Annotated in this window: 21 protein-coding genes and 1 rRNA gene; 12 read left to right on the forward strand and 10 right to left on the reverse strand. The window is 68.2% G+C overall.

What is annotated here, in order from left to right; all coding sequences use genetic code 11:
- A 5S ribosomal RNA gene (rrf, locus tag HUA76_RS35960) occupies positions 1–109 on the forward strand; the annotation flags it as partial.
- 165 nt (positions 110–274) lie between these two features.
- On the opposite strand, the gene HUA76_RS35965 is transcribed toward rrf, so the two are convergent.
- Positions 275–622 carry a zinc-binding dehydrogenase gene (locus tag HUA76_RS35965; RefSeq protein ID WP_371823563.1) on the reverse strand — a complete coding sequence of 116 codons (348 nt, stop codon included), beginning with the start codon at positions 620–622 and terminating at the stop codon, positions 275–277.
- A gap of 610 nt (positions 623–1,232) precedes the next feature.
- On the opposite strand from HUA76_RS35965, the gene HUA76_RS35970 reads away from it, so the two are divergent.
- From HUA76_RS35970 to HUA76_RS35980, 3 genes are all read left to right on the forward strand, one after another.
- The gene (locus tag HUA76_RS35970) at positions 1,233–4,124 is read left to right on the forward strand and encodes a serine/threonine-protein kinase (RefSeq protein ID WP_174463421.1); all 2,892 of its coding nucleotides are present in this window, start codon (positions 1,233–1,235) and stop codon (positions 4,122–4,124) included.
- 99 nt (positions 4,125–4,223) lie between these two features.
- Complete coding sequence (locus tag HUA76_RS35975) at positions 4,224–5,594, forward strand: KamA family radical SAM protein (RefSeq protein ID WP_141643228.1); 1,371 nt, start codon at positions 4,224–4,226, stop codon at positions 5,592–5,594.
- A 20-nt stretch (positions 5,595–5,614) separates the two neighbouring features.
- Positions 5,615–6,841: a KamA family radical SAM protein gene (locus tag HUA76_RS35980; RefSeq protein ID WP_246137223.1), complete on the forward strand. Its 1,227-nt coding sequence runs from the start codon at positions 5,615–5,617 to the stop codon at positions 6,839–6,841.
- 47 nt (positions 6,842–6,888) lie between these two features.
- On the opposite strand, the gene HUA76_RS35985 is transcribed toward HUA76_RS35980, so the two are convergent.
- The 3 genes from HUA76_RS35985 to HUA76_RS35995 form a co-directional block, all read right to left on the reverse strand.
- Positions 6,889–7,602, reverse strand: a complete 714-nt coding sequence (locus tag HUA76_RS35985) for a hypothetical protein (RefSeq protein ID WP_174455874.1) — start codon at positions 7,600–7,602, stop codon at positions 6,889–6,891.
- A gap of 142 nt (positions 7,603–7,744) precedes the next feature.
- Positions 7,745–8,080, reverse strand: a complete 336-nt coding sequence (locus HUA76_RS35990) for a hypothetical protein (protein WP_174463422.1) — start codon at positions 8,078–8,080, stop codon at positions 7,745–7,747.
- A 130-nt stretch (positions 8,081–8,210) separates the two neighbouring features.
- On the reverse strand, positions 8,211–8,813 hold the full coding sequence (locus tag HUA76_RS35995; RefSeq protein WP_371823564.1) for a hypothetical protein: 603 nt from the start codon (positions 8,811–8,813) through the stop codon (positions 8,211–8,213).
- A gap of 27 nt (positions 8,814–8,840) precedes the next feature.
- On the opposite strand from HUA76_RS35995, the gene HUA76_RS36000 reads away from it, so the two are divergent.
- The 6 genes from HUA76_RS36000 to secF all read left to right on the forward strand — a co-directional run bounded on the left by HUA76_RS36000 (position 8,841) and on the right by secF (position 15,781).
- A complete protein-coding gene (locus tag HUA76_RS36000; RefSeq protein ID WP_174463423.1) occupies positions 8,841–9,953 on the forward strand; it encodes a SpoIID/LytB domain-containing protein in 1,113 nt (370 codons plus the stop codon).
- Positions 9,954–10,013: 60 nt separating this feature from the next.
- Positions 10,014–11,099, forward strand: a complete 1,086-nt coding sequence (gene queA, locus HUA76_RS36005; RefSeq protein WP_174463424.1) for a tRNA preQ1(34) S-adenosylmethionine ribosyltransferase-isomerase QueA — start codon at positions 10,014–10,016, stop codon at positions 11,097–11,099.
- Between the two features lie 5 nt (positions 11,100–11,104).
- Complete coding sequence (gene tgt / locus HUA76_RS36010) at positions 11,105–12,313, forward strand: tRNA guanosine(34) transglycosylase Tgt (RefSeq protein ID WP_141643231.1); 1,209 nt, start codon at positions 11,105–11,107, stop codon at positions 12,311–12,313.
- 142 nt (positions 12,314–12,455) lie between these two features.
- On the forward strand, positions 12,456–12,812 hold the full coding sequence (yajC, locus tag HUA76_RS36015; RefSeq protein ID WP_141643232.1) for a preprotein translocase subunit YajC: 357 nt from the start codon (positions 12,456–12,458) through the stop codon (positions 12,810–12,812).
- Positions 12,813–14,585 carry a protein translocase subunit SecD gene (secD, locus tag HUA76_RS36020; RefSeq protein ID WP_174455870.1) on the forward strand — a complete coding sequence of 591 codons (1,773 nt, stop codon included), beginning with the start codon at positions 12,813–12,815 and terminating at the stop codon, positions 14,583–14,585.
- Between the two features lie 26 nt (positions 14,586–14,611).
- Positions 14,612–15,781: a protein translocase subunit SecF gene (gene secF, locus HUA76_RS36025; RefSeq protein ID WP_141643234.1), complete on the forward strand. Its 1,170-nt coding sequence runs from the start codon at positions 14,612–14,614 to the stop codon at positions 15,779–15,781.
- A 102-nt stretch (positions 15,782–15,883) separates the two neighbouring features.
- On the opposite strand, the gene HUA76_RS36030 is transcribed toward secF, so the two are convergent.
- On the reverse strand, positions 15,884–16,483 hold the full coding sequence (locus HUA76_RS36030; protein WP_174455869.1) for an outer membrane beta-barrel protein: 600 nt from the start codon (positions 16,481–16,483) through the stop codon (positions 15,884–15,886).
- Between the two features lie 226 nt (positions 16,484–16,709).
- Here HUA76_RS36030 and recJ point away from each other — a divergent pair, with 226 nt between their 5' ends.
- Positions 16,710–18,422: a single-stranded-DNA-specific exonuclease RecJ gene (recJ, locus tag HUA76_RS36035; RefSeq protein ID WP_141643236.1), complete on the forward strand. Its 1,713-nt coding sequence runs from the start codon at positions 16,710–16,712 to the stop codon at positions 18,420–18,422.
- Between the two features lie 55 nt (positions 18,423–18,477).
- Here the strand turns inward: recJ and HUA76_RS36040 are convergent, their stop codons facing one another.
- The 4 genes from HUA76_RS36040 to HUA76_RS36055 form a co-directional block, all read right to left on the reverse strand.
- A complete protein-coding gene (locus tag HUA76_RS36040) occupies positions 18,478–18,723 on the reverse strand; it encodes a YHS domain-containing protein (RefSeq protein ID WP_141643237.1) in 246 nt (81 codons plus the stop codon).
- A 180-nt stretch (positions 18,724–18,903) separates the two neighbouring features.
- Positions 18,904–19,686: a hypothetical protein gene (locus HUA76_RS36045; protein WP_141643238.1), complete on the reverse strand. Its 783-nt coding sequence runs from the start codon at positions 19,684–19,686 to the stop codon at positions 18,904–18,906.
- Positions 19,686–20,975, reverse strand: a complete 1,290-nt coding sequence (locus HUA76_RS36050; RefSeq protein WP_174463425.1) for a hypothetical protein — start codon at positions 20,973–20,975, stop codon at positions 19,686–19,688. Before HUA76_RS36050 ends, HUA76_RS36045 begins: the two co-directional genes overlap by 1 nt.
- Before the next feature lie 24 nt (positions 20,976–20,999).
- Positions 21,000–22,118: a hypothetical protein gene (locus tag HUA76_RS36055; RefSeq protein WP_174463426.1), complete on the reverse strand. Its 1,119-nt coding sequence runs from the start codon at positions 22,116–22,118 to the stop codon at positions 21,000–21,002.
- Between the two features lie 178 nt (positions 22,119–22,296).
- Here HUA76_RS36055 and aspS point away from each other — a divergent pair, with 178 nt between their 5' ends.
- Positions 22,297–24,114, forward strand: coding sequence for an aspartate--tRNA ligase (gene aspS, locus HUA76_RS36060; protein ID WP_141643241.1), 1,818 nt, complete (start codon positions 22,297–22,299; stop codon positions 24,112–24,114).
- On the opposite strand, the gene HUA76_RS36065 is transcribed toward aspS, so the two are convergent.
- Entirely contained in the window at positions 24,115–25,518 is a 1,404-nt protein-coding gene (locus HUA76_RS36065) for a PLP-dependent aminotransferase family protein (protein ID WP_174463427.1), read from the reverse strand.
- Between the last annotated feature and the right edge of the window lie 49 nt (positions 25,519–25,567).

The following is a 25,567-nucleotide window of genomic DNA, read 5'->3' on the forward strand; positions in this document are numbered from 1 at the left end:
CTATGTCGGAGGGGTCACACCCGTTCCCATCCCGAACACGGAAGTTAAGCCCTCCAGAGCCGATGGTACTCCGCGGGAAACCGCGTGGGAGAGTAGGTCGCTGCCGGATTCTTTTTGAGAGAAGCCCTCGTCGCCTCGTGTGACGGGGGCTTTTCGCTTTTGTGCGTCTGGAGTTTCCGACGCCGCGAGGAGGCCCCGTGCCCGCTTCAGCCACCAGGGCGTCCGCGGGCTTGCGGCCTGCAGCCACCCTCGAGGCCTGACGGCCCGCGCGACTTCAGGGCACTCGCAGCACCACCTTGCCCACCGTCGCGCGCGACTCCAACCGCTGGTGGGCTTGCGCGGCTTCCTCCAGCCCCACCACCAGCCCCAGCTTCACGCGCAGCTGCCCCCCCGCCAGTGCGCTTCCCAGCGCCTCGCGTGCCCGCCGCTGCAGCGCGGCCGGGTGTGGAGTGCGCAGCCAGTACACGCTGACTTTCAGCGACTTCGCGTACAGCGTCTCCACCTCCACCGCCGCAGGGGGCCCGCTCGCGCTCCCGTACGCCACCAGGTGCCCGAAGGCCGCCAGCGACTCCAGGCTGCTTGCCCATGTGCTGGCACCCACGGAGTCCAGCACCACCTCCACTCCAGCTCTACCGGAGCTGGGGGCGGCTGGGATTGCGGTACGCGGCTATATCCACTGGCGTTGGGGCTTGGCGGCGCTTCCGTACGCAACGCCTGGTGCCTGGGAGGGCGCCAGTGGCTGGCTCGATGATGCCTGCCGCACGCGTGCGCAGGCTCGACTCTCACTGGCGCGGTCTCAAATCCGGCGCGTGGCTTCAAACCGCTTGCCCACATGTTGGCTCCGCACGGGCCGGTACGAACTCTCCTGTTCCACCTGCGCCGGACTGCGTCGCTGGGTTCTACCCACGGATCCCAGGTGGCCTCGCGGGATGGTGGTCTGCTCCAGCGACGCCGCAGGCGCTCCGGTTGTCGCTGAACACCGTGAACGACAGGGGGCGATGTAGGGCTTCACCTCGCGGCTTGGGGCATGGGTCGTCCGGCATGTGACGCGCCGCCTCCTTCCCGCTCCTGCTTCCATGGGGCTCAGAAGCGTTCAAGCTCCCGAATTCCTTGAGGTTTCAGGGGTGTATGCATGTTTGACTCGCTATGAAGGCTGCGACTAGAGTCCAGTCCTCCGCCCGGTCTGCGCTCCGCCTGCCGCGGTGCTCCCCGGCCCCGGACCGCTCCACGAGATGAAGAAGCCGACCCTTTTTGGGAAGTACCTGCTCCTCGAGCGCATCAACGTCGGCGGAATGGCCGAGGTGTTCATCGCGAAGGCCTTCGGCGTCGAGGGCTTCGAGCGCATCCTCGCCATCAAGAAGATCCTCCCCACGATGGCGGAGGACGAGGAATTCATCACGATGTTCATCGATGAGGCGCGGATCAGCGTTCAGCTGAACCACGCCAACGTCGTGCACATCCACGAGCTCGGGAAGCACGACGACACGTACTTCATCGCCATGGAGTACGTCGCGGGCCGCGACGTGCGGACCATGCTGGAGCGATACCGGCGGCGTAAGGAGATCATGCCCACCGCGCAGGCGGTGTTCATCGCCTCCAAGCTCTGTGACGGCCTGGACTACGCTCACCGGAAGAAGGACGCACGCGGGCAGGACCTGCACATCATCCACCGTGACGTGTCGCCTCAGAACGTCCTCATCTCCTATGAGGGCGAGGTCAAGGTCATCGACTTCGGCATCGCCAAGGCGGCCAACCGCTCGCAGAAGACGCAGGCCGGCATCCTCAAGGGCAAGTTCGGCTACATGAGCCCGGAGCAGGTCCGGGGCATGCCCATCGACCGGCGCAGCGACATCTTCGCCGTCGGCGTGCTGCTGTACGAGATGCTCACCGGTGAGAAGCTCTTCGTCGGTGAGTCGGACTTCTCCACGCTGGAGAAGGTGCGCAACGCGGACGTTCCGCTTCCTCGCGAGTTCAATCCGAACATCCCGCCGGGACTCGAGAAGGTCGTCCTCAAGGCGCTCGCGCGTGAGACCGAGGACCGCTACCAGTGGGGTTCGGATCTCGCCGAGGACCTGATGCGCTTCCTCCTCGCTGGGGATGCCATCTACTCGTCGAAGCACCTCTCCTCCTACATGAAGGAGGCCTTCGCGGAGGACATGCTCCGCGAGGCGGAGAAGATGGAGCGCTACGCGGGAATCGAGCGCCCGGATCAGATCGAAACCTCGGGCGTCACCGTTCCCCCCTCGCCGCCGCGCCAGAGCACGAGGCGCCCGCCGCCCGCGGTGGTGGTGACGGGTTCTCCCGCAGGTCGCGCGCCCACGGCACCGGCTCATCCCGCCCCGAATTACATTCCGCCCCCCACGGCCGAAGAGCTGGAGGAGATGGACGGCGGTGGCGCCGACAAGACGCAGATCGTCGACTCGACCCAGACCTTCATGTCCCCGGAGACGCGCGTCGCCGAGAGCAGCGTGCTGGTGGACGACAGCATCACGGGGCGTTCGGAGATTCCGACCCTCCAGGGCAGTAGCACCGCCTCGGCCTACCCGTCGCGGGAGCCGGAGCCCTCGGTGCGCAAGGGCAAGAGCGGACCCAAGTCCCAGGTCGTCATCGCCAGCGAGGACGGTGAGGCCTACGCGGGTGCGACGATGATCGGCCCGGCGCCGACCGCGCCCCCCACGCGCTCGAAGGCCTCGGCGGAGCCGCCCGAAGAGACCACCGGCAACATCACCGTCTCGGCGAACGGGCGGAGCAATCGCGTTCCGCAGCGAGGCTCGTCACCCCAGCACCAGGATGCCGGGGGCTACGACGCACCCCAGGATGATGGGGGCTACGACACACACGACGGCTACGGCTCCGAGGACGGCGGGGGTTATCCCGACGACACCCAGGAGCGCGAGGAAGTCACCGGGACGCAGACGCCCGCGCCCGCGCCGAAGAAGGGCGCCAAGGCCACGGCCAAGCCCGTTCCTGTCGCGAAGCCCAAGACCAAGACCAAGTCCAGGCCCGCCGCGAAGGGTTCGCCCCTGCAGTCGCTGGCGAACCTTCCCAAGCCGGTGCTCTTTGGCTCCGCGGCCGGCATCGCCGTGGTGGTGCTGCTCCTGTTGGTCGTGTTGTTCGGCGGCCCTTCAGGGGAGCAGGTCACCTTCACCGTGCCGCAGGCCGGCGCCGTCGTCGAAGTGAATGGGCAGAGGGTCGAGCCCAACATGATGCTGGCCCTTCCGGCCGGCGACTACGAGGTCGTGGCCAGTGCTCCCGGGCACAAGCCCGAGAAGAAGTTCGTGACGGTGGTCGAAGGCCCACCCCTGGCCGTGTCCTTCAACCTGGTCCCGGAGGTCGTGGCGCAGGCTCCGCCGGAGGAACCACCCGCGAGGCCCTCGGAGCCCGTGGCCAACCCGGGAGGCCAGGAGCGGCCTTCGGGCACCATCGTGGACCCGGGGCAGACGGGGACTCCAACGCCCCCCCAGAACCCGGATCCTCCGACCGCCGTCGTCAACGCTCAGCCTCCCGACACCGCTCCCGCCCCAGGCACGGAGACGCCCACTCCGCCTCCCACGCAGAAGCCTCCTCCCGCGAACCCTGTCGTGGAGAACAAGCCCGTGGAGCCTCCGCCGCCTGCGCCCAAGAAGCTCGCTGCTGTCTTCGAGGGTGAGAGCGGCGCGGAAATCGCCGTGAATGGAAAGAAGGTCGGACGCACCCCGGCCGCGCGGCTCGCCAACCTGGAAGTGGGGAAGACCTACCAGTTCACCGCGAAGCTGGCGGGCTACAAGACCTACTCAGGAGAGTTCCTGGCCGAGGGTGATGGCGGTGAGCTGACCATTTCCTTCGACCTCACCAAGGAGGAGAAGCGCGTCGAGACGGTGAAGCCTCCTCCCGCGCCTCCGACCCCGCCGAAGCCGAAGGCCACGGGAATGCTGGCTTGCAGCACGAAGCCCGCAGGCGCCGAAATCCTCGTCGACGGCAAGAAGACCGGCCGTCAGACGCCGGTGACGCTCGGAAGCCCCCTCGTGCTCCCAGTGGGCAAGAGGAAGATCTCCTTCAAGCTCAATGGCAAGACGACCAAGCCCGTCGTTGTCTCGATCTCCGAGAACAAGATCGAAAAGCTGGTCAACTTCGCCATTGAGTAGGGAGCGGGCATCGGGCGTCGTCGACGATTTGTTGAATGAAGTGGTGCTGGGCGCGGTATGACGCCCGGCCCGCGACGCTACATGCTGAGGTGATGCGCCATGCAATCGACGCCCATCCGGGGCAAGGCCGAGGCCGGTCCCGCGCAACAGCCGTTTTCTTATCCGCTCCGCCGTGAGTTCGTGGAACCCGACTGGCGGCGCATCCCCGGCTACAAGGACGTCACCCAAGCGGAGTGGGAAAGCTCCGTCTGGCAGCGCAAGCACACCGTCAAGAACCTGAAGGAGCTCAGGGCCACCCTGGGTGCGCTCCTTCCGGACGACCTGGCGGAGAGCCTCGAGCGGGATCAGCGCGAGCGCGCGACGATGTCCATCCTCGTCCCGCCGCAGATGCTCAACACGATGGACTACCAGGACCTGTGGAAGGATCCGGTGCGGCGCTACATGCTGCCCGCCTTCGCGGACCGCCTCACGGACTGGCCCAATCACCCGAAGGCCAGCCGTGACAGCCTTCACGAGCAGGACATGTGGGTCGTCGAAGGTCTGACGCACCGCTATCCGACGAAGGTGCTCGCGGAGATGCTGCCAACGTGTCCCCAGTACTGCGGGCACTGTACGCGCATGGACCTGGTGGGCAACGACGTCCCCCAGGTCAGCAAGCACAAGTTCTCCATCGGACCGAAGGACCGCTACGAGCAGATGCTCGAGTACCTGCGCCGCACGCCCACCGTGCGCGACGTGGTGGTCTCCGGCGGCGACATCGCGAACCTGCCCATCCAGCAGCTGGAGCCGTTCGTCAGCTCGCTGATGGACATTCCGAACATTCGAGACATCCGGCTGGCCAGCAAGGGGCTGATGGCCATTCCCCAGCACTTCCTCCAGGACTCGGTCCTCCAGGGATTGGACCGGCTGGCGAAAAAGGCCGTGGAGCGGGGCGTGGACCTGGCGATGCACACGCACGTCAACAACGCCGCGCAGCTCACGCCGCTGGTGGGCAAGGCCGTGCGCAAGCTGCTGGACATGGGCTTCCGTGATGTTCGCAACCAGGGCGTGCTGCTGCGAGGCGTCAACGACAGCGCGCAATCGCTGCTCGAGCTGTGCTTCACGCTGCTCGACCACGCGAAGATCCTGCCGTACTACTTCTACATGTGCGACATGATCCCCAACAGCGAGCACTGGCGGCTCTCCGTGGATCAGGCGCAGCGGCTCCAGCACGACATCATGGGCTACATGCCCGGCTTCGCGACGCCGCGCATCGTCTGTGACGTGCCCTTCGTGGGCAAACGCTGGGTCCATCAAATCGCCGAGTATGACCGCACGCGCGGCATCTCCTTCTGGACCAAGAACTACCGGACGGGCATCGAGGCGAATGACCCCGAGGCGCTCGACCGGAAGTACGAGTACTTCGACCCCATCGACTCCCTGCCCGAAGAGGGCCAGGCGTGGTGGCGGGAGCAGACCCGGGCGGCGTGATGGACACCTCCGCGGTTGCGATGAATGGGGCGGCGGACTCCCTCACCGAGCGCTCCTCGCTCAGTGACGCGGGGCGCCGTCGCCTGTTTCCCCAGGCCACGGATGCGGAGTGGGGCGATTGGCGCTGGCATCAGCGCCACGCGGTGCGCGGGCTGGAGCAACTCGAGCGCTTCATCCCGTTGACCGCAGATGAACGCGCGGGCGTCCAGGAGACGTCCTCGCTGTTCCGCATTGGCATCAGCCCGTACTACCTGTCGCTCATCGACCCGGAGCATCCGTTCTGCCCGGTCCGCATGCAGTCCATTCCCGTGCGGGCCGAGGCTCGCGTACGCCCCGGCGAGCTGGAGGATCCGCTCGGTGAGGACAAGACGCGGCCGGAGGAGTGCATCGTCCACAAGTATCCCGACCGGGTGCTGTTCCTGGCGCTGGATACGTGCTCGGTCTACTGCCGGCACTGCACGCGACGGCGCATCACCCAGGGCGGCGTGGCGGAGCTGTCCAAGGACCAGATGCGCCGTGGCATCGACTACATCCGGCGCCACCCCGAGGTGCGTGACGTCCTCATCTCCGGCGGGGATCCATTCCTGCTCAGCGAGCAGCGCCTGGAAGAGCTGCTCGCGCCGTTGAGCGAGATTCCCCACGTGGAGATGATTCGCATTGGCACGCGTGTGCCAGTGGTTCTGCCCATGCGCGTCACCGATGCGCTGGCGAGCACGCTGCGACGCCATGCGCCCGTCTTCGTCGTCACGCACTTCAATCACCCGAAGGAAGTGACTCCCGAGGCGCGCGAGGCGTGCGAGCGACTGGTGGACCACGGCGTGCCCGTGGAGAACCAGGCCGTGCTGATGCGGCAGCTCAACTCGGACGCTCGCATCATCAAGGAGCTGTCCCACCTGCTGCTGCGCAGCCGCGTGCGGCCGTACTACCTGCACCAGATGGACGTGGCCGAAGGCTGTGAGCACCTGCGCACGCCCATCGCCAAGGGACTGGAGATCATCCAGCAGCTTCGTGGCCACACCACCGGACTCGCCGTGCCGCACCTCGCGGTGGATTTGCCCGGCGGCGGCGGCAAGGTGACGCTCCAGCCGGATTACGTCGTCGAGCGGGGCGAACGAGAGACCGTGTTCCGCAACTACAAGGGCGAGCGCTACGCCTACCCGGAGCCGGAAGAGACCGACTGCTCGTGCCCGTATGACGAGACCTGGCGTGCTCGTGCCCAGGAGTACGGCTACCTGCGGAAGGGCTGAGCGTCAGCGGCTCCCGGCAAGCGTGCTTCCGGGAGCGGACGACTTCGTCAGTCGTCGTTCGAGCTCCTTCTCTTCTTCGCCGCCTTCTTCTTCACCTTGGGCGACTGTGAGCTGGCGCGGCGCGCGGCCTTCTTCGAAGGCTTGTCGTCCCCACCGCCCATGATCTCCACGGGCACCTGATCCTCATTCGCGGCAGCGGCCTGGGCTGCCACCGCGCCCTCCGCGTTCGCGCCCTCGCCACCCTCGGCCCCCGCGCCACCTTCGGCTCCCTCTTCGTCCTCGACGGGAATGCCAATCTCGACGACGGGATTGTCGCCCTCGGTGGACTCCAGCTCGACGGGGTTGTCGTTGCTGAAGCCTTGCTGAATGGTGACTTCCTTCTCCTCGGCGGGCTTCGCCGCGGCCTGCTTCGCCGACTTGGCCTGCTCTTCCAGACGCTGCCCCTCGGCCTTCGCCCGCTCGTTGCCCTCGGGGCCCATCTTCGCGGTGAAGCGGTCGTACTCCTTCGCGGTGACGCCGTGCTTCTCCAACACCGACGAGGTGGCCGCGGACTGCTTCTGGATGGCTTGTCCGCGCTCCTCGTTGCTCATCTCCGAGGACTTGCGATTGCCGAACTCGTCGTCGACCTTCTTCATCGCCGCCGCTTCGTCTCGGCGGATGTGAGCCACCTTCTCGGGGGTCAGCTCGCCCCCTTCGTCCGCTCCGGCGATGCCCGGAAGGACCAACAGGGCTGCCATGAGCATGGAAATGGGACGGGACATGACGCGGCTCCTCGACGGTGGAAACCCGCGTATCTAAGCACGGTCCGCCGTCGGTGCGCATCGGTCGCGTTCCGTCCACTTCCCCCGGCGAGGCCTGTCGCTGAATCCGGTGATTCCCCCCGCGAGCCCGTCGTCGGCCCGGTCAGCCGTTCTGGCAACTCGCGCAGCTGTCCCTCGCGCTGGAGCACTGCTCGCGGCCCTGTGCGCAGCGCGGAGGGAGATCATCCCGGTCCGGGTTCCGGTCCACCAGGGAGCACTGCTCCTCGGCCACGCCGCAGGTCTGGTTGGCCACTTCACAGCGGTCCTGGCACGACAGGTCATCCTGGGCCGTGCGTGCCCTCAGTTCTTCGAGCCTCGCGGATGCACCATCGATGGCAGCGTCGTCATCACCGGCGACGCGTGTGTCCACGTTCTTCGAGCAACCCACGAGGAGGCAGGTGACCACGAGCAGCGGGAGGCCGACGAAGGGGACTCGCATGGGCCTCCCTTATTCGCGCGGACAGCACTTCGTCCAGCAAGGGCATCCGCGAGTGTCGGACGTTTGTTGGGACACAGTGGACTCACTGTTGTGGGGGACGCGCGACACTTGCTGGACGCGGCCGCGCCCGTCACCCGGCGTCAGGCGCCAACTGTTGTTGGGGCGGGGGGCGCGGGCGGCGGGGCGGCTCTTCCGGACGCGACAGGTACAGGTATGCAGTCAGGGCCAGGAGGGCCGCGACAGCCAGCCTCCGCATCCAGTCCTCGCGCTGCCGAACTGGCGAGGCCTGGTCTTCCCGCGTCGCGGCTTCGAGGCCCGCGGCCACCTCGGCACTCACGGCTCGCACCCGACGGCAGACCTCTACCACCGGCACCAGTCCCACGGGCACCGGTGCATCCTTCCGCTCCAACGCCGCCGCGAGCATTCGCGCCCAGGCCGCTTCCTCCTCGCCCTCCGTCGGATCCCTCGCTGCCGTGCCCGTCCTCATCGCCAGCAACACCGCGGCTCGCAGCAAGCGCACCGAAAGGGCCTGCTCCGACACCCCGTAGAAGCTCGCGCAGTCCTCCAGGGAGGCCCCCGAGACGAGCCGGCGGCTCAGCAGGGCGGCGGGACGGGGCTCCAGCCCCCTGAGGGCCTGGACGAAGGAGGAGGGGGGCAGACGGGAAATGGGCGGCTCGGAAGGTGTCACGGCCGCGCCATCCTCTCCCATCCTCTGGCCGTTTTCTTGAGGCACGTGGCCACGCTCCTACACTCCCAGGCCATGTTGCGACCTGTTGCACTGCTCCTGCTCCTGCTCGCTCCCCTGCGTTCACTCGCGGTGGAGACCCTGCGCATCGCCATCGAGGACACGGGAGTGGAGGTGCGCATCAGCGGGCGCGGACTTGGCTTCGGCGTGGACAGCGAGGAAGCCACCTTCGTGCCCATCCCCTCCGATGTCGCCACCATTCGTCGGAAGGCAGGCCGGCTCGAGGTCAACGGAGCACCCGTCATCGGAGACTCCGTGCGCTTCCGCGCGGGTCTGAGCCCCTCCGACGATGCGGGGAGCGCTCCGGGTGAACAGCCGCTCAAGGCCGGCAGTGCCCAGGTGCGTGGTGATGTCGTCGTGCGGCCATTCCGCGAGGGGCTCCAGCTCATCAATGTCATCTCCCTCGAGGACTACCTCGCCGCGGTGCTTGGCAGCGAGATGCCGGTCTCCTTCCCACCCGAGGCCCTCAAGGCCCAGGCCATCGCCGCGCGCACCTATGCCCTCCAGAAGAAACTGGAGAGCTATAGCAACGCATTTCATCTTGGCAGCAGCGTGCTCCATCAGGTGTATGGCGGCGTCAACCGCGAGGACCCCCGCACCCGCGCCGCCGTCGACGCCACCCGAGGGCAGGTGCTCACCTACGAGCTCGCCCCTATCGAGGCCTACTTCCACGCCTCCTGTGGCGGTCGCACCGAGTCCGGACAGGACGCCCTCCACCGCGACTTGCCCTACCTCCAGCCCGTCGACTGTCCGTGCGGACGCCTGCCCGCGAGCCGCTGGTCCGCCTCCATGTCGGACACCGAAATCAAGGCCGCCCTCAAGCGCCCCGCCCAGGGCATGAAGGTGTCCGCGCGCACGCCCACCCGCCGTGTCACCCGCATCACCATGGGCGATGGCAGCACGGTGGACGGCGTGGAGCTCCGCCGCAGGCTCGGCTACACGCGCCTCAAGAGTCTCGACTTCGAGGTGGAGCGAACCGACCACGGCTATGTGTTCTCCGGTCGCGGCTATGGCCACGGGGCCGGGCTCTGCCAGTGGGGCGCCAAGGCGCTCGCCGACAAGGGCAGGGGGTACCTGGAAATCCTCACCCACTACTACCCCGGGGCCGAGCTCCAACAGCTCTACTGACGTCCCCTTCGTCGGCGCGCTTTCCGCGGCGGCGCGGGGGCTGCTACAAGCGCCAACCCCGTGTCGTCCCGCCTCTCAGACTACGACTTCGAACTCCCCGAGTCCCAGATCGCCCAGGCGCCGCTCGCCCAGCGCGACGCCTCGCGACTGATGCTCGTCCGCCGCTCCACCGGCGACGTGAGCCACCGCCAGTTCTCCGACGTGCTGGAGCTCCTGCGCCCCGGTGACCTGCTCGTCCTCAACGACGCCCGCGTCATCCCCGCGCGCCTGCTGGGCCAGAAGGCAGGCACCGGCGGACGCGTGGAGCTGCTCGTGGTGCGGCCCGCCGCCTCCACGCTGACGTCGGCCGCGCTCGATGGCGCTCCCGAGTCGCTCGACTGGCTCTGTCTCGGTCAGGCCTCCAAGGGCCTCAAGCCCCCCCAGCGCCTCACGTTCGCCGGCGGCCTGGAGGCGGAGGTGCTGGAGGTGCTCGGAGGAGGGGAGTACCGCGTGCGCTTCCACGCGCCCCCGGGGGCCTCGCTGGCCTCGTTGCTCGACGCCGCCGGTCGCCTGCCGCTGCCGCCCTACATCACCCGCGAGCCCGATGCCGCGGACGCCGAGCGGTACCAGACGGTGTACGCGCGCGCCTCCGGCGCCGTGGCCGCGCCCACCGCCGGCCTGCACTTCACGCAGGACACCCTGGACGCGCTGGCGGCCAAGGGCGTGCGCCGCGCGCTGGTGACACTGGACGTGGGGCCGGGGACCTTCTTGCCGGTGCGCGAAGAGGAACTCGACAAGCACCACATGCACCCGGAGCGCTTCACCGTCCCCGAGGCCACCGCGCGCGAGGTGAACGCGGCGCGAGCGGAGGGCCGGCGTGTCGTCGCCGTGGGCACCACCGTGGTGCGCACGCTGGAGTCCGCGACGGACCCGACCACGGGCCTGCTGCGCGAAGGGCCGGGCGAGACGACGCTCTTCATCCGCCCGGGCTTCACCTTCCGCCAGGTGGACGCGCTCCTCACGAACTTCCATCTGCCGCGCTCCACGCTGGTGGTGCTCGTCAGCGCGCTTCTGGGGCGCGAGCGCACGCTGGCCGCATACGCGGAGGCGGTGCGTGAGGGTTATCGATTCTTCAGCTACGGCGACGCCATGCTGGTGTCGGAGTGAGTGCCATGAGTGAGCAGGACGCGGGAGTACGGGAGACGGCGCGCGAGAAGGGCGACACGCGGGTGGCACCGGGCCTGGTGCGCTTCGATTTGCTCCACGAGGACGCCTCTGGAACGAAGGCCCGCCGCGGGCGGCTGAACACCCCGCACGGCCCCATCGAGACGCCCATCTTCATGCCCGTGGGCACCGTGGGCAGCGTCAAGGGCGTGGGGCCGGATGACCTGCTCGCGCTCGACGCGCAAATCATCCTCGGCAACACCTACCACCTCATGCTGCGCCCCGGCGAAGCGCTGATGCGGGAGATGGGTGGCCTGCACCAGTTCGTCTCCTGGAACCGGCCCATGCTCACCGACAGCGGCGGCTTCCAGGTCTTCAGCCTGTCGGAGAAGCGCAAAATCACCGAGGAGGGCGCCGCCTTCCAATCCCACCTCGACGGCGCGCGTCACTTCCTCACCCCCGAGCGCTCCATCGAAATCCAGGAGACGCTCGGCGCCGACGTCATCATGGCCTTCGACGAGTGCCCTCCCTCCACCGAGGACCGCCCGTACCTGGAAAATTCCCTCGCACGCACCACGCGGTGGCTGCACCGCTGCGTGAAGGCGTGGAACCGGGAAGGCCGCTCGTCCCTCTTCGGCATCGTCCAGGGCGGCCTCCACGAGGACCTGCGCAAGCGCCACGCGGAGGAGGTGTGCGCCGTGGACCTGCCAGGGTACGCGCTGGGGGGGTACTCCGTGGGCGAGGCCCCCGAGGCGATGCATGCGGGCGTGGCCTACGCGGCGCCGCTCCTGCCTCGCGACAAGCCGCGTTACCTCATGGGTGTGGGCACCCCCGTGGACCTGGTCACCTGCGTGGAGCACGGGGTGGACATGTTCGATTGCGTGCTGCCGACCCGTTGTGCGCGCAACGGCCTGCTCTTCACCTCGGAGGGCAAGCTCACCATCCGCAATGCGGCATTCGCCAGGGACCCCAGGCCGGTCGACCCGGCGTGCTCCTGCTACACCTGCCGCAACTTCAGCAGGGCGTACCTGCGGCACCTCTTCGCCGCGGGCGAAATCCTCGCGATGCGCCTCAACACCCTGCACAACCTCCACTACTTCCTCGGGCTGATGGCGGATGTGCGCAAGGCCATCGCCGAGGACCGATATGCCGCTTTCGCGCGGGAGTTCCGGGAGAGGGCTCGGGCCCAGGAGGCCGAACGGACCCGTGGTCGCTGAGCGACCGGATGGAATCCCGAGTTCCCGCGTTCACTTGCTCACATGGGGACCCCTTGCTAAGAGGGCCCCCTTTCAGGATGGGTCCTTCGGGTAGTGTGGGGGGTCCCCCATCCCAAGCCTTCCTCAACCGACGAGGCAGTCTGTGGCTGAGAGCTTTTTGATGCTGGCGCAGGCCGGGGGCGGGACCAACCCGCTGAACACCCTGGCTCTGCTCGTGGGACTGGTGGCGATCATGTACTTCGTCATGATCCGCCCTCAGCAAAAGCAGATGAAGGAGCACCGCACGCTGCTCACGTCGCTCAAGAAGGGCGATGAAGTGGTCACCTCGGGCGGCATGCTCGGGAAGATCCACCTCGTCGAAGAGCGGACCGTGACGGTGGAAGTCGCCAGTGGCGTGCGCATCCGCATCCTGAAGACGTCCATCAGTGCCAAGGGCACGGTGGCTGAGGGGCCCGCGCAGGCGGCGCCCGCCGAAGAGAAGAAGAAGGAGGAGAAGTAAATGGACCGCGGCTGGTGGTGGAAGTTTGGACTGATTGTCGCGGTGACGCTGGGGACCATCTGGTTCCTGATTCCGTCGTACTACTCGCTGGTGGTCATGGACCGTGCCCAGCGCAATGACCTGGCGGCGCTGCAAGCGCGGCTTCCCGCCTGGGCGCCTCCCGCGAAGTACCGGCTCAATCTGGGCCTGGACCTTCAGGGCGGCATCCACATGGTCATGCGCGTGGACACCAAGACGGCGCTCCAGAAGCGGACCGAGCGCCGGGGCCAGCAGATCGCCACGTACGTCGCCGACAAGAAGCTCGGCGAGGTCACGGCGGAGACGGATCCAGAGAAGCTCCAGCTCACCTTGACCGCGAAGGACCCGGCGACCATGGACGCCATCGAGAAGGACGTCCTGGCGACCTTCGGGGACTTCAAGCGGGTCAACCGCGATGGCGCGACGCTGGTGCTGTCGCCCGACGAATCCCAGGTGAATCGCTTCCGTGAGGAAGCGGTCGACCAGGCGATGCTCGTCATCCGCCGCCGCATCGACAAGTGGGGCGTCGCCGAAGTCGACGTGCGCAAGCTCGGCACCGACTCCATCCAGATTTCGCTGCCCGGCCGCAGCAACCCGGAGCAGGCCAAGGAGCTGGTCGGCACCACCGCGCAGCTCGAGTTCCGGATGGTGGACGACACCAACCCGCAGTTCTTCGCGCAGCTGTTCCAGTCCAACCCGCCTCCGGCCGGCAGCGACATCACCGTGTCGGAAGAGGGTGGCTTCCCGCAGCTGCAGAGCGCCTCGCGTGACGCGCTCCTGAAGTACACCGAGGGCAAGGTTCCGGAGAACCGCCAGGTCGTCACCGAGTGCATCGCGAACCCGCTGAAGAAGAATGAGTGCTCGTCCTACCGGACGTACCTGCTGGACAAGGTCGTGCCGCTGACGGGCGAGAGCCTGGCGGGCGCGGACGCGTCGGTGAACCAGATGAACGAGCCGGAGGTGAACATCGCCTTCGACCCGGCGGGCGCGCGCGAGTTCGAGAAGCTGACCGAGGCGGGCGTGGGCCGTCGCATGGCCATCGTGCTGGACGACAACGTCCACACGGCGCCGAACATCAACGAGAAGATCGGCGGAGGCCGTGCCCGCATCACCATGGGTCGCATGGGGGCTCGCTCCCACGACGAGTGGCTGGGCGAGGCGCAGACGCTGGCGCTGGTGCTCAAGGCGGGCGCGCTGCCCGCGCCGGTGACGGTGGGTGAGATTCGTCAGGTGGGCGCGAGCCTGGGTGACGAGCTCATCAAGAAGGGCGGCCTCGCGGTGCTGGTCGGCCTGGGGCTCGTGCTCCTCTTCATGGGGCTGTACTACCGCAAGGCGGGGCTCATCGCGGACGTCGCGCTGCTCTTGAATGGTCTGCTCATCCTGGCGGGCCTGGCGTTCTTCAACGCGACCCTGACCTTGCCGGGCATCGCCGGATTCGTGCTGACGTTGGGCGTCGCGGTGGATGCCAACGTGCTCATCAACGAGCGCATCCGCGAGGAGTTGAGTCACGGCAAGACGGCCAAGGCGGCCGTGGACCAGGGCTATGACCGCGCCTTCTGGACCATCTTCGATGCGCACGTGACGGCGCTCATCGCCGGCTTCATCCTGTTCTTCACGGGCACCGGACCGATTCGGGGCTTCGCCACCACGCTCATCGTGGGGCTGTTGGCCTCGCTGTTCACGTCCATCGTGGTGACTCGCGTCATCATGACCTACTTCGTCCACGGCCGTAACGCGCAGTCGGTGTCGGTCTGAGACCGGCGGGAGCCCGGTAAACTGCCATGCAGATCCTCAAGAACAAGACGAACATCGACTTCATCGGCAAGCGCAAGCCGGCCATCTTCATCTCCACCCTCGTCAACCTCGCCATCCTGGTGGGCATCGCCACGGTGGGGTTCAACTACGGCGTGGACTTCGCCGGCGGCACGGTGGTGGAGCTGAAGTTCGACCACTCCATCAGCGCGGCGGAAGTGCGTGAGCGCGCCCAGAAGGGCGGCCTGCACGACGTGAGCGTGCAGAACATCGGCGGCGCCTCGGAGAACGCCTTCCTGCTTCGCATGGGCGGCGTCACCCAGCTCAACGAAGAGAACGCCGCGAAGGCCAAGACGGCCATCGAGGCCCTGGGCACCGTCCGCAACGTCTACTCGGACCTCGCCAACGGCATCATCAACTTCCGCTCGGCCACCCCGCTGACGGCGGAGCTCATCAAGAGCGCGGTGGAGGGGTCTGGCACCGGCGTGCAGGAGGTCCGTGTCCTGGGCGAGTCCCAGGGCGGCACCGGCGTCGACTACCAGGTCGTCGCCAGCGGCATGGCGGACAAGGTGAACTCCGCGCTCAAGGCGGGCCTGGAGAAGCCGGACTTCGAGCAGCGCCGCGTGGACTACGTGGGCCCTCAGGTGGGCAAGCAGCTGCGCAACCGCGGCGTCATGGCGCTGCTGTACTCGATGGTGGCCATCCTCATCTACGTGGCGTTCCGGTTCGACTTCAAGTTCGGCCCGGGCGCGCTGCTCGCCATGCTCCACGACGTCATCATGGTGGCGGGCTACTACCTGGTGAGCCGCCGCGAGTTCAACCTCACGGCCATCGCCGCGCTGCTGACCATCGTCGGCTACTCGGTGAACGACACCATCGTCATCTACGACCGCATCCGCGAGGACATGGCCAAGTACAAGGGCAAGCCGCTGGCGGAGGTCATCAACATCGCCATCAACGACACGCTCGGCCGCACCATCCTCACGTCCGGCACGACGGCGCTGTCGCTCATCGGTCTGCTCATCTTCGGCGTGGGCGAAATCTTCGACTTCGCCATGGCGATGCTCGTAGGCATCCTCGTCGGCACCTACTCCTCCGTGTACATCGCCAGCCCGCTCACCATCTGGCTGGACGAGCGCGCGGCGGCGAAGGAAGGCCGTCACGGCGACGGCATGAAGCAGGAGCCGAAGGCGGCGTGACGTACCCCGCCTGACTCCCGCTCGCGGGAGCCGGACGCGACGAGGGCCCTGGTCTCCCACGTGGAGGCAGGGCCCTTGTTGTTTTTCAGGCGGGTGCGCGTGTCAGAAGCGCGCGCCCAGCGTCACCGAGGCGTCGAGCAGGCCGCCGTCGGTGTCCTCGTCCAGCGCGTCATTCGCGAAGCCGTTGTCGAGCAGCACGCGCCAGGTGGCGCGGACGCCCGCTGTCAGCGCTCCGCTGTTGAACTCCACGCCCGCGGCCAGCGGCACTTCTTCCATGGTGTCGGAGTCGTAGAGGCCGCCGCCGATGCCGCGCACGTCCACATACGAGAGGCCGAAGCCCGCGCCCACGAAGGGCCGCACCGCCGTGAGGAAGGGCGGGGAGACCTTCACCAGCGCGCTGCCGCCCTGCCGGACGATGGAGGGGCCGTCATCCAGCAGCCGGATGTCGTCGATGCCGTTCTGCGAACCCTCGTAGCCGAGCTCGAACCCGATGAACGTGGTGGGCTGCACGTTGAGTGTGAGACCCCATGCCGGACCGGTGTTCGTGAGATCTCCCAGGTTGCCCGTGTAATCGCCCAGGCCGCCCTTGAGGAACACGTTGACGTCGCCTCGCTTGCCCGGCTTGCGTTCTTGCGCGGAAGCCGTGCCAGCGGCGAGCAGCGCGAGCGCCAGCGCGCCAACCTGGATACCCTTTGCAGCCATGCGGTCCTCCCTGTCAGGTGGTGTGCAATCAAGCTGTGCACCGGGTGGCCGACGCGCTCCCCACCGGCAGACGACAGGGCAAGCGCACGCCTGAACGCCTGAGCAGGAAGGGAAATGTCGTGCCCAAGGTTGGACTTTCCTCGTCAGACGTCTGAGGTACTGTCGGACTGTCAAGATTTCGTCCCGGCCACGGAGGAGTCCCGGTGGCCGAGGAGGGGAGCTGCGAGTGCGGTGGTTGCTTCCAGACGTGGTCGAGGAGGAGGTGGGGTCGCTCGCTGGGGAGCTGTCGCTCCATCCGCTCGCGGCGAGGGTGCTGCTGCACCGCGGTTACCGGACGCCCGAGTCGGCCTCCGCGTTCCTGTCGGACCGTCTGGCGGACCTGCCAGACCCCTTCCGGATGAAGGGCATGGTGGCTGGCGTGGAGCGGCTGGTGCGTGCGCTGCACCGGCGCGAGAAGGTGACGCTGTACGGCGACTATGACGTGGACGGGGTGTGCTCCACGTCGCTGATGTTCCTGTTCCTGAAGGAGCTGGGCGTGCCGCCGGCCACGTACATCCCCCACCGGCTGGACGAGGGCTACGGCCTCAACATGTCCGCGGTGGAGCGCATCGCCGCGGATGGCACGCGGGTGCTGGTGACGCTGGATTGCGGCATCACCTCCGTGGCGGAGATCACCCGCGCGAAGGAGCTGGGGCTGGACGTCATCGTGGTGGACCACCACACGGTTCCTCCCACGCTGCCTCCCGCCGTCGCGGTGCTCAACCCGCATCAGCCCGGCTGCGAGTACCCCACCAAGGCCCTGTGCGCCGCGGGCGTGGCCTTCAACCTCTGCATGGGCCTGCGCAAGCGGCTTCGCGACGATGGCTACTTCGCCACCCGCAAGGAGCCCAACCTCCGCGCCATGATGGACCTGGTGGCGATGGCCACCGTCGCGGATGTGGTGCCGCTCACCGGCGCCAACCGCATCCTGGTGACGCACGGCCTCCAGGAGCTCACGGCCGCCCGCCGTCCGGGGGTGCGCGCGCTGAAGGAAGCCGCGGGCATGGACCCGGACACGACCATCACCGCGGGCCAGGTGGGCTTCCGCCTGGGGCCTCGCATCAACGCCGCGGGACGGCTGCATGACGCGTCCCTGGGCCTCCAGTTGCTCTGCTCGGAGTCCTTGGAGTCGGCGCGCTCACTGGCCTCGGTGTTGGACCGGGCCAACGCGGAGCGGCAGGGAATCGAGAGCGGCATCCTCACGCAGGCGCTGGCCCAGGCCGAGGAGCGCAAGGACGCGCGCGGCTTCGTGCTCTACGACGAGGGCTGGCACCCGGGCGTCATCGGCATCGTCGCCTCCCGCGTGGTGGAGCGCTACCACCGGCCCACCGTCATGGTGGGCGTGAAGGACGGGGTGGGGAAGGGCTCGGCGCGCAGCATCGAGGCCTTCCACCTCTACGACGCGCTCAGCGGGTGCTCGGAGCTGCTCACGAAGTTCGGCGGCCACAAGCACGCCGCCGGCCTCACCATCGACGCGGACAAGCTGCCCGCGCTGCGCGAGGCGTTCGAGAAGATCGCCTGGCAGCGCCTCACCCCCGAGGACCTCATTCCCCGCTGCCGCGTGGACGCGGTGGTGAGCGCCCGGGAGCTGGATGCGACGGCCGTGGAGGCCCTCCAGCGCCTCGGCCCCTTCGGCCAGGGCAATCCCGAGCCGGTGCTGGTGCTGCGCCACCAGGTGGCCCGCTCACGCGTGCTGCCGGCCAAGGCGGCGGGTGGCAGCGGTCACCTCAAGCTGGCGCTGGCGGACGCACCGGAGCTGGACGCCATCGGCTTCGGCATGGCGGACCGCGTGAGGATGGTGGATGGGCCGGTGGACCTGGCCTTCCAGGCGGGCTTCGACACCTTCCGAGGTCAGCGAAAGCTGTCGCTGCGCCTCAAGGACGTGCGCGTCGCCGCGTAATCTGTTCGTCAGTGAGTGAGGGCCCGCGGTGTTTCACCCGCGGGCCCCGGAAGTCCTACGCCAGTCCCCAGCGCACCCGGCCCGGCGTCATCAGCGCGCCGACGCGGGCCAGCTCGTTGAGACGGAAGCGCTCGGCTTGTCGCTCGAAGGCATGGCGGCACCGTTCCGAGCAGAAGAAGTAACGGCGCTTCTTGTACTCCGAGGATGGCTGGCCATCCGGTGTCTCCAACTGCTTGCCGCACACCGGGTCCCAATGCTTGCCCTGGCCTTGGCCCTGTCCCTGCCCCTGCACGCCCTTCATGCCTCGCCTCCCCGCCCTGGGGCCCCACGCCCATTCCCGACGGTGGCTACAAGCAGGGCATATGCCAACCCCCAACTCCCCGGAATGCCGAGGAGCGGAGGGCCGCACGAAGGGCCGGAAGCGGAAAAACTTCCACCCGTTCACGCTCCTTGCGGGGAAGGAGCGGTCGGGAAGTGTTCTTCAGAAGGTGGCGCCGACGCTGCCACCCAGGAAGAAGTCGTTCATGTAGCCCCGGCGGTAGCCCATGGCCTCCAGGCGGAAGGACAGCCGGAAGTTGCTGCTGCTGGACAGTCGGGGACGGCCCCGGAGGCCCACGCCGTACTGGAGGAGGGGCTTGAGGCCATTCACCTTCGTCTCGTTGGCGTCCACGGTGATGGAGGTCGTCTGGTAGGCGACGCCGCCACCCACCTGGCCGAAGAAGCCGAAGTCGGACTTGCCGAACTTGAACTCGTAGGCCGGGGCGATGGTGAAGTAGTGCTGGCTGGTGCTGCCGCGAATGAAGTCGGTGCCGTCGCTGCTGTTGCCGTACGTCCAGCGCAGGTCCGCCCAGAGGTTCTCGCGAAAGGGCTCGAGGTCGAACGTGCGGCCGAACTCCCACGTGGTGCGCACGCCCAGGCCCAGCACGGTGTCGGCGAAGCGGCCCCGGGGGCTCTCCAGGAGGAGCGCGCCGGCGAGGAGCTCCACGCCCACGCCCAGGTTGGGGTCGTCCAGGCCGGCGAGCTCCTTGAAGTCGCCTTCCTCGCCCTCCTGCTCTGACGCGTTCCGGAACTCGTCGGCCTGGTCCACGTTGCGACGGCGGCGCTCGGCGGCCTCCTCCTCTTCAATCTGCTCCTGGCTGGGGCCCGGCTCGTCCTCGGGATAGGCGTACGGGTCGTCGTCATCCTGTGCGAAGGCGGGGGGCGCTACGAGCAGGCCGCCGACGAGGCAGCGGGTGAGCCAGTTCTTCACGGTGGCGGTCCTCATCAGTCGGCGCTCAGTCGGGGGCAGGTGGTACCGCCAGCGGCGCTGGCCGGGCAGAGGTTGGGATTCGTGGTGCCCACGAGCAGATCTCGGGGAATCTGCAGGTGGTCCATCAGCTCGTTGCAGACGGCTTCCTTCAGCCGCAGGTCCGTGATGTGGCTGATGATGGCGCTCGACGCCACGGCCAGCGTGAAGTTCGTCTGGTCGGAGGTGTACTGCTGGGTGAGCTGGAGCAGGCCGGGAGTCGCCGTCGAGGTGTCGCTGTAGCCGGTGACGATGGAGCGCAGCAGGATGTCGCGCTGCCCGGTGGCCTCGCCGGCCTGGTACAGCGCGCTGGCGAGCAGCGTGCCCACCCGGTACTCCTTGCCGCTGAACTCGCTCAGGCTGTTGTTCCGGATGCTGTCGCGCAGGGACGCGTCCATGCAGCGGTCCGTCTTCGCCAGGTCCCGGTCGGCCGGGATGGAGCCGTACTCGGGGCCCTCGAAGGACGTGGAGAGGAAGCGGGTGTCGCAGCCGTTCTTGGAGCGGCAGGTGGCGCCGTATGCGTGCAGGTCCGCGAGCCCCTCGTCGAACGCCTTGAGGATGTTGGCGCCGGGGCTGGGGCCGCCAGTGCTGGCCCACGCGGTGAGGGCCGCGGGGAAGGCTTGTCCGGCGTACACCTTCAGGTTGAAGATGCGGTGCGAGTACTCGTGGGTGATGACGCCCGCGTTGATGGCCAGGGGCGCGCGCTGGAGTTCATCGAAGGGCAGCACGAGGAAGGACTCCATCGCCGAGAAATACAGGGCGTTGTCCTTCAGCGAGTCGCGGCTGACGTCGGTGATGGTGAAGTCGGGGAAGTAGTACGTCTTGACGGGCTTCTTGAAGTCGGCCGTCGGGATGTTGGTGACGTCGTGGAAGTAATCGAAGGCGCGCTCGAGGTTGTAATACGTCGTCACCATGTTCCAGGTGTGGAAGTCCGCCGGCCAGAGGACGTCATCCTGGGAGATGTAGCTGGCGGTGACGTCGCGGCCTTCGCCCTTGAGCAGGGCGTTGGCGAAGGCCTCGGGCGTGGTGGCGGTGGCGAGGTCCTGGTCGTTGGAGTCGTAGACGATGCGCGCGCCGCCGTGCAGGTCGGCGACGCTGCCGCTGAGACCGACGACGTCGGCGACCGTCTTGAGTTCGACCTCCTCGGGGACGTACTGCCCATTGCTGGAGAGCACCAGGGCGCGAATCTTGACCGGGGCGCTCGTGTCGGGCGCACAGCCGGCGGCCAGGCCCAGCACGGCGGTGGTGGCGATGACTGTTCGGAGCATGGGGGCCGTTTTACTCCGGTCCGCTCAGAACGTGTATTCCCCCCCGAGCGTCACCAGGCCGGAATGGACCGGGGAGGGGGTTTCCGGGTCCGCCGCCGCCTCCAGGTGGTCCTGCTGGAGCGCCACGCTGGCCCACACCCTCAGTGGCGTCCCCAGTCGCACCGTCCACCGGGTGGCCAGCAGGTGGGACCACCCCTCGCCCGAGACGTAGCGGGTGAAGGCGTAGGAGAGCTGCCCCCGCACGTCCCGTCCGGGCTTCCAGGTGACGGAGGGCCTGACGTCGAAGCGCGCGGGCGCGGTGGGGATGCCCGCGGTGGCGTTGACGTCCGCCATGCGTCGGGCCAGGACGGTGCCCAGGTCCCTGTTGACGCGGGCCTGGTAGCGGCGCAGGGCCCGGCGCGCCTCGACGGCGTTCTCCACGCGGCGCGCCATCGCCGCCTGTTCCTCCTCGGTGAACTGGCCGGCGGAGAGCGGGTTCTCGCTGTAGAGGGAGAGGCTGCCGCGCGCGCCCAGCTCCCAGCGCGTTCCCAGGAGAAGCCGGAGGCCCAGCCCCGGCCGCGCGGCCCACAGGGTGTCCTCGCGGGTGTAGCGCGTGGTGTTGCCCTGGACGTGGGTGACGAGCAGCGCCCGGCTCAGCGGGTGGCGGGTGAGGGCGAGGCTCGCGTCGGCGCCCGACTCCACGTCGGAGAGGCCCGCCGAGTCGTAGGACACCGACAGGAGCGCGCCCTGGCTGGCGTAGCCGGTGCTGGCGTCGACGGCGGGAAGGCGGCGCGCGGGTCGCTCGGGGATGAGCTCGACGCGGGTGGACTTGGGCAGGCCCGTGCTGACGATGGCGGACAGGAGCCAGTGCTCGCCCAGCACCTGGTCGGCGCCCAGGCTGAGCTGGTGGGTGAGGGCGGTGCCCGCTTCGGGGCGGGCGCCCGTGTAGCCGAGCGTGAGGAACGTGGCCCCGTCGCGCAGCTCCACGTCGCCCAGGAGGCTCCAGGCGCGGAAGTCCTTGCCGACGGTGGTCTCCACGCTGACGGTGGTGTCACCGGACTCCGCGCGGGCGGTGAGCAGGGGGGCGAGCAGTCCGAGCAGGACGCAGGCGTGGCGAAGAGGGCCCGAGGGCCTGGGCGTGCGCGTGCTGGGCTCCCCCTTCATGAGAAGGCCAACACGGAAGGCGGCGGGAAGTTGCACTCGGGTGGGGCGGACGTCAGGAAGCCCTCCACGAGTCGACCGTTTGAGAGCAGTCAGCACGGCGCGGACTCCTTGACGCACCGTTTCCACGGTCCCTATGGTGCCGCGCCTTTTCCTTCTACGAACCACGCAGGCGGTCTCCATGGCGGTCCCGTTCATCTCCGAGGTCAAGCGTACCCACACGTGCGGTCAGCTCACCGCGACCAATGTTGGCGAGGAGGTCGTCCTCTTCGGCTGGGTGCACAATCGTCGAGACCACGGCGGCGCGGTCTTCATCGACTTGCGGGACAGGGACGGGTTGACGCAGGTGGTGTTCGAGCCGGACCACGCCGAAGCGCATGGGTTGGCGGGCAGCCTTCGGTTGGAGTTCTGCATCGGCGTGCGCGGCAAGGTCGTGTCGCGTGGCAAGAACGTGAACCCGAAGATGAAGACCGGGGAGATCGAAATCAAGGCGACGGATCTCACCATCTTCAATCGCTCCGAGCCAACCCCGTTCCCCATCGAGGACTCGATTGACACCTCGGAGGAGAAGCGGCTGGCGCATCGCTATCTGGACCTGCGCCGGGCGCCGCTCCAGAAGTCGTTGATGACGCGCTCGAAGATGCACTCGCTGACGCGCGCGTACATGGTGGACCACGGCTTCCTGGATCTGGAGACGCCGTTCATGGGCAAGTACACGCCCGGCGGCGCGCGCAACTTCCTGGTCCCCAGCCGCATGAACGCGGGCAAGTTCTACGCGCTGGCGGAGAGCCCTCAGCTCTACAAGCAGCTCTTCATGGTCGCGGGCTTCGACCGGTACTTCCAGATCGTGAAGTGCTTCCGTGACGAGGACCTGCGCGTGGACCGGCAGCCTGAGTTCACGCAGATCGACGTGGAGATGAGCTTCGTCAGCCAGGACGACATCTTCACCATCATCGAGGGGCTCATCAAGAAGCTGTGGGGCGAGGTGCTCGGCATCGACGTGCCCACGCCCTTCGCGCGGATGGACTTCTACGAGTCCATGGCGAAGTACGGCAACGACAAGCCAGACCTGCGCTTCGGGTTGGAGCACACGGTGCTCACGGACCTGATTCGCGAGCACGGTGACGCGGGCGGCGTGCCGATGATGTTCGAGGCGGTGCAGAACAAGGGCATCGTCAAGGCGATGGTCGTCCCCGCGGAGAAGGCGATGAGCCGCGCGGAGAGCGACAAGCTGGAGGAGTTCGCCAAGCAGGCCGGTGCGAAGGGCCTGGCGCGCGCGAAGGTGGCCGAGGGCGGCGAGTGGACGCAGTCCCCGCTGTCCAAGACGATTACCCCGGCGCTGCGCGCGGCCATCAACCAGGCCGTGGGCGCGAAGACGGGCGACCTCATCCTGTTCCAGTTCGGCAAGGAGTCGCTGGTCCACACGGTGATGGCGAACCTGCGCGTGCACGTCGCCAAGAAGCTCGGGCTGATTCCTGAGTACGGCAGCGGTGGCCAGTGGAAGTTCCTGTGGGTGGTGAACCCGCCGCTGTTCGAGCACGACGAGGACTCCAACACCTGGGTGGCGGCGCACCACGCCTTCACGCGTCCGCACGACGAGGACGTGCCGTTCCTGCTCAGCGACCCGGGCCGGGTGAAGTGCCACCGCTACGACGTGGTGCTCAACGGCTTCGAGATTGGTGGCGGCTCCATCCGTCTGCATGACCCGAAGGTCCAGGCGGAGGTCTTCAAGGCGCTGGGCATTGGCGAGGAGGAGGCGCAGACGAAGTTCGGCTTCCTGCTGGACGCGCTCAAGTTCGGCGCGCCTCCGCACGGTGGCATCGCCCTGGGCATGGACCGGCTCGCCTTCCTGCTGACGGGCGCCGAGTCCCTGCGCGACGTGATTCCGTTCCCCAAGACGAAGACGGGCACGGACCTGATGACGGGCGCCCCCGGCGATGTGGACGACAAGCAGCTGCGCGAGCTGCATGTCCGTCCGGTGCCGCCTCCGCAGAAGTAGTCAGACGATGGAGGCGAGGGGCTCCGGCCCCCCCTCCAGCGTCTCTCGCAGTCGATGCAGGCCCTTCTCCAGCGAGGCGCGGGTGCGCGGGGTTCCCAGGCACACGCGCACCGCCGCTGGAGCGGTGGCCGGGCCCACGGTGAACAGCTCGGCGGGCATGACGAGCACGCCGCGCCGCCGGGCCTGGGAGGTGAACGCCTCCGCGCGCCAGGTCGAGGGAAGCTTCAGCCACAGGTGGTACGTGGTGGCCTTGCCTGGACGTGGCATCAGGTCCCCGAGCACGTCCTTCGCCAGCTCCAGTCGCTCGTGTGCTTCTCGGCGTCGGCGCACCACCAGCTCGTCGGCGGTGCCATCACGCACCCAGCGCGCGGTGATGTCGGCCGTGAGCGCGGGGGTCATCCGCGCGGCGAGGGCTGCTTCCTCCGCCAGTCGCTCGGTGCTCGGTCCCGCTGGCGCCGCGAGGTATCCGATGCGCAGCCCCGGGGCGAGCAGCTTGGAGACGCCCGCGATGAACCATCCGGACTCCGGCAGGAGCGTGCAGAGCGGTGGGGGGCGCTTGTCGAGCAGCAGGCCGTAGGCGTCGTCTTCCACCACCGTGAGACCGTGTCGTCGGGCCACCGTGGCGATGCGGCGACGGCGCTCCTCGGGCATGACGGAGCCGGTGGGGTTCTGGAGATTGGGCAGGCAGAAGAGGACCTTCGCGCCGGTGCGGCACGCGGTCTCCAGCGCGTCGGGGAGCAGGCCGTGTTCATCCATGGCCACGCCGTGCAGTCGCAGGTGGAGCCGGTTCGCGAGCACCTTGAGGCCGGGGTAGGTGAGGGCCTCGCAGAGCACCGTGTCACCGGGGCGCGTGAGGGTGCTGAGGGCCACTTCCATCGCGTGCTGCCCGCCGGAGCACACCATGACTCGCGAGGGTTCGACTTCCAGGCCGAAGCGGGACATCCACTCGGCGCCGGCCTCGCGGTGCGCCGGGTTTCCCGCGGGGGGTTGGTAGTCGAGCAGCTCCGCGAGGCGAGGCGAGCGTTGCAGGGCGTCCAGCGACTTCTTCAGCGCGGAGCCGGCCGGGTCTCCGGGGGGGGGGGCTGGCCAGTTGAGGCCCAGGTCCACGAGCGAGTCGTCGCCCGAGTCCTGGGCGGGGGGCGGGAGCTGTCGAGGGGCATCCCGGTGGCGCACGAAGGTGCCTCGACCGACTTCGCCGCCGATGAGGCCCCGACGCTCGGCCTCCGCGTAGGCACGCGTCACCGTGCCCACCGTGACACCCACCTTCTCCGCCAGCTCACGGTGCGTGGGCAGGCGGATTCCGGCGGCGAGGCGCCCTTCCTCGATGTCCGCTCCGAGCGCATCCGCGAGGATTCGATACAGCGGCCCCTCTCGGCCCCGGAGGTTGGGCGTCCAGATTGTCATGGTGACAATGCATACAGTTGACGGGCGCCTCCGCGCAATGCATCGATTG

It is taken from the genome of Myxococcus sp. CA056 (genome assembly GCF_013336715.1).
In the GTDB taxonomy this organism is placed as follows: Bacteria; Myxococcota; Myxococcia; order Myxococcales; family Myxococcaceae; genus Myxococcus; species Myxococcus llanfairpwllgwyngyllgogerychwyrndrobwllllantysiliogogogochensis.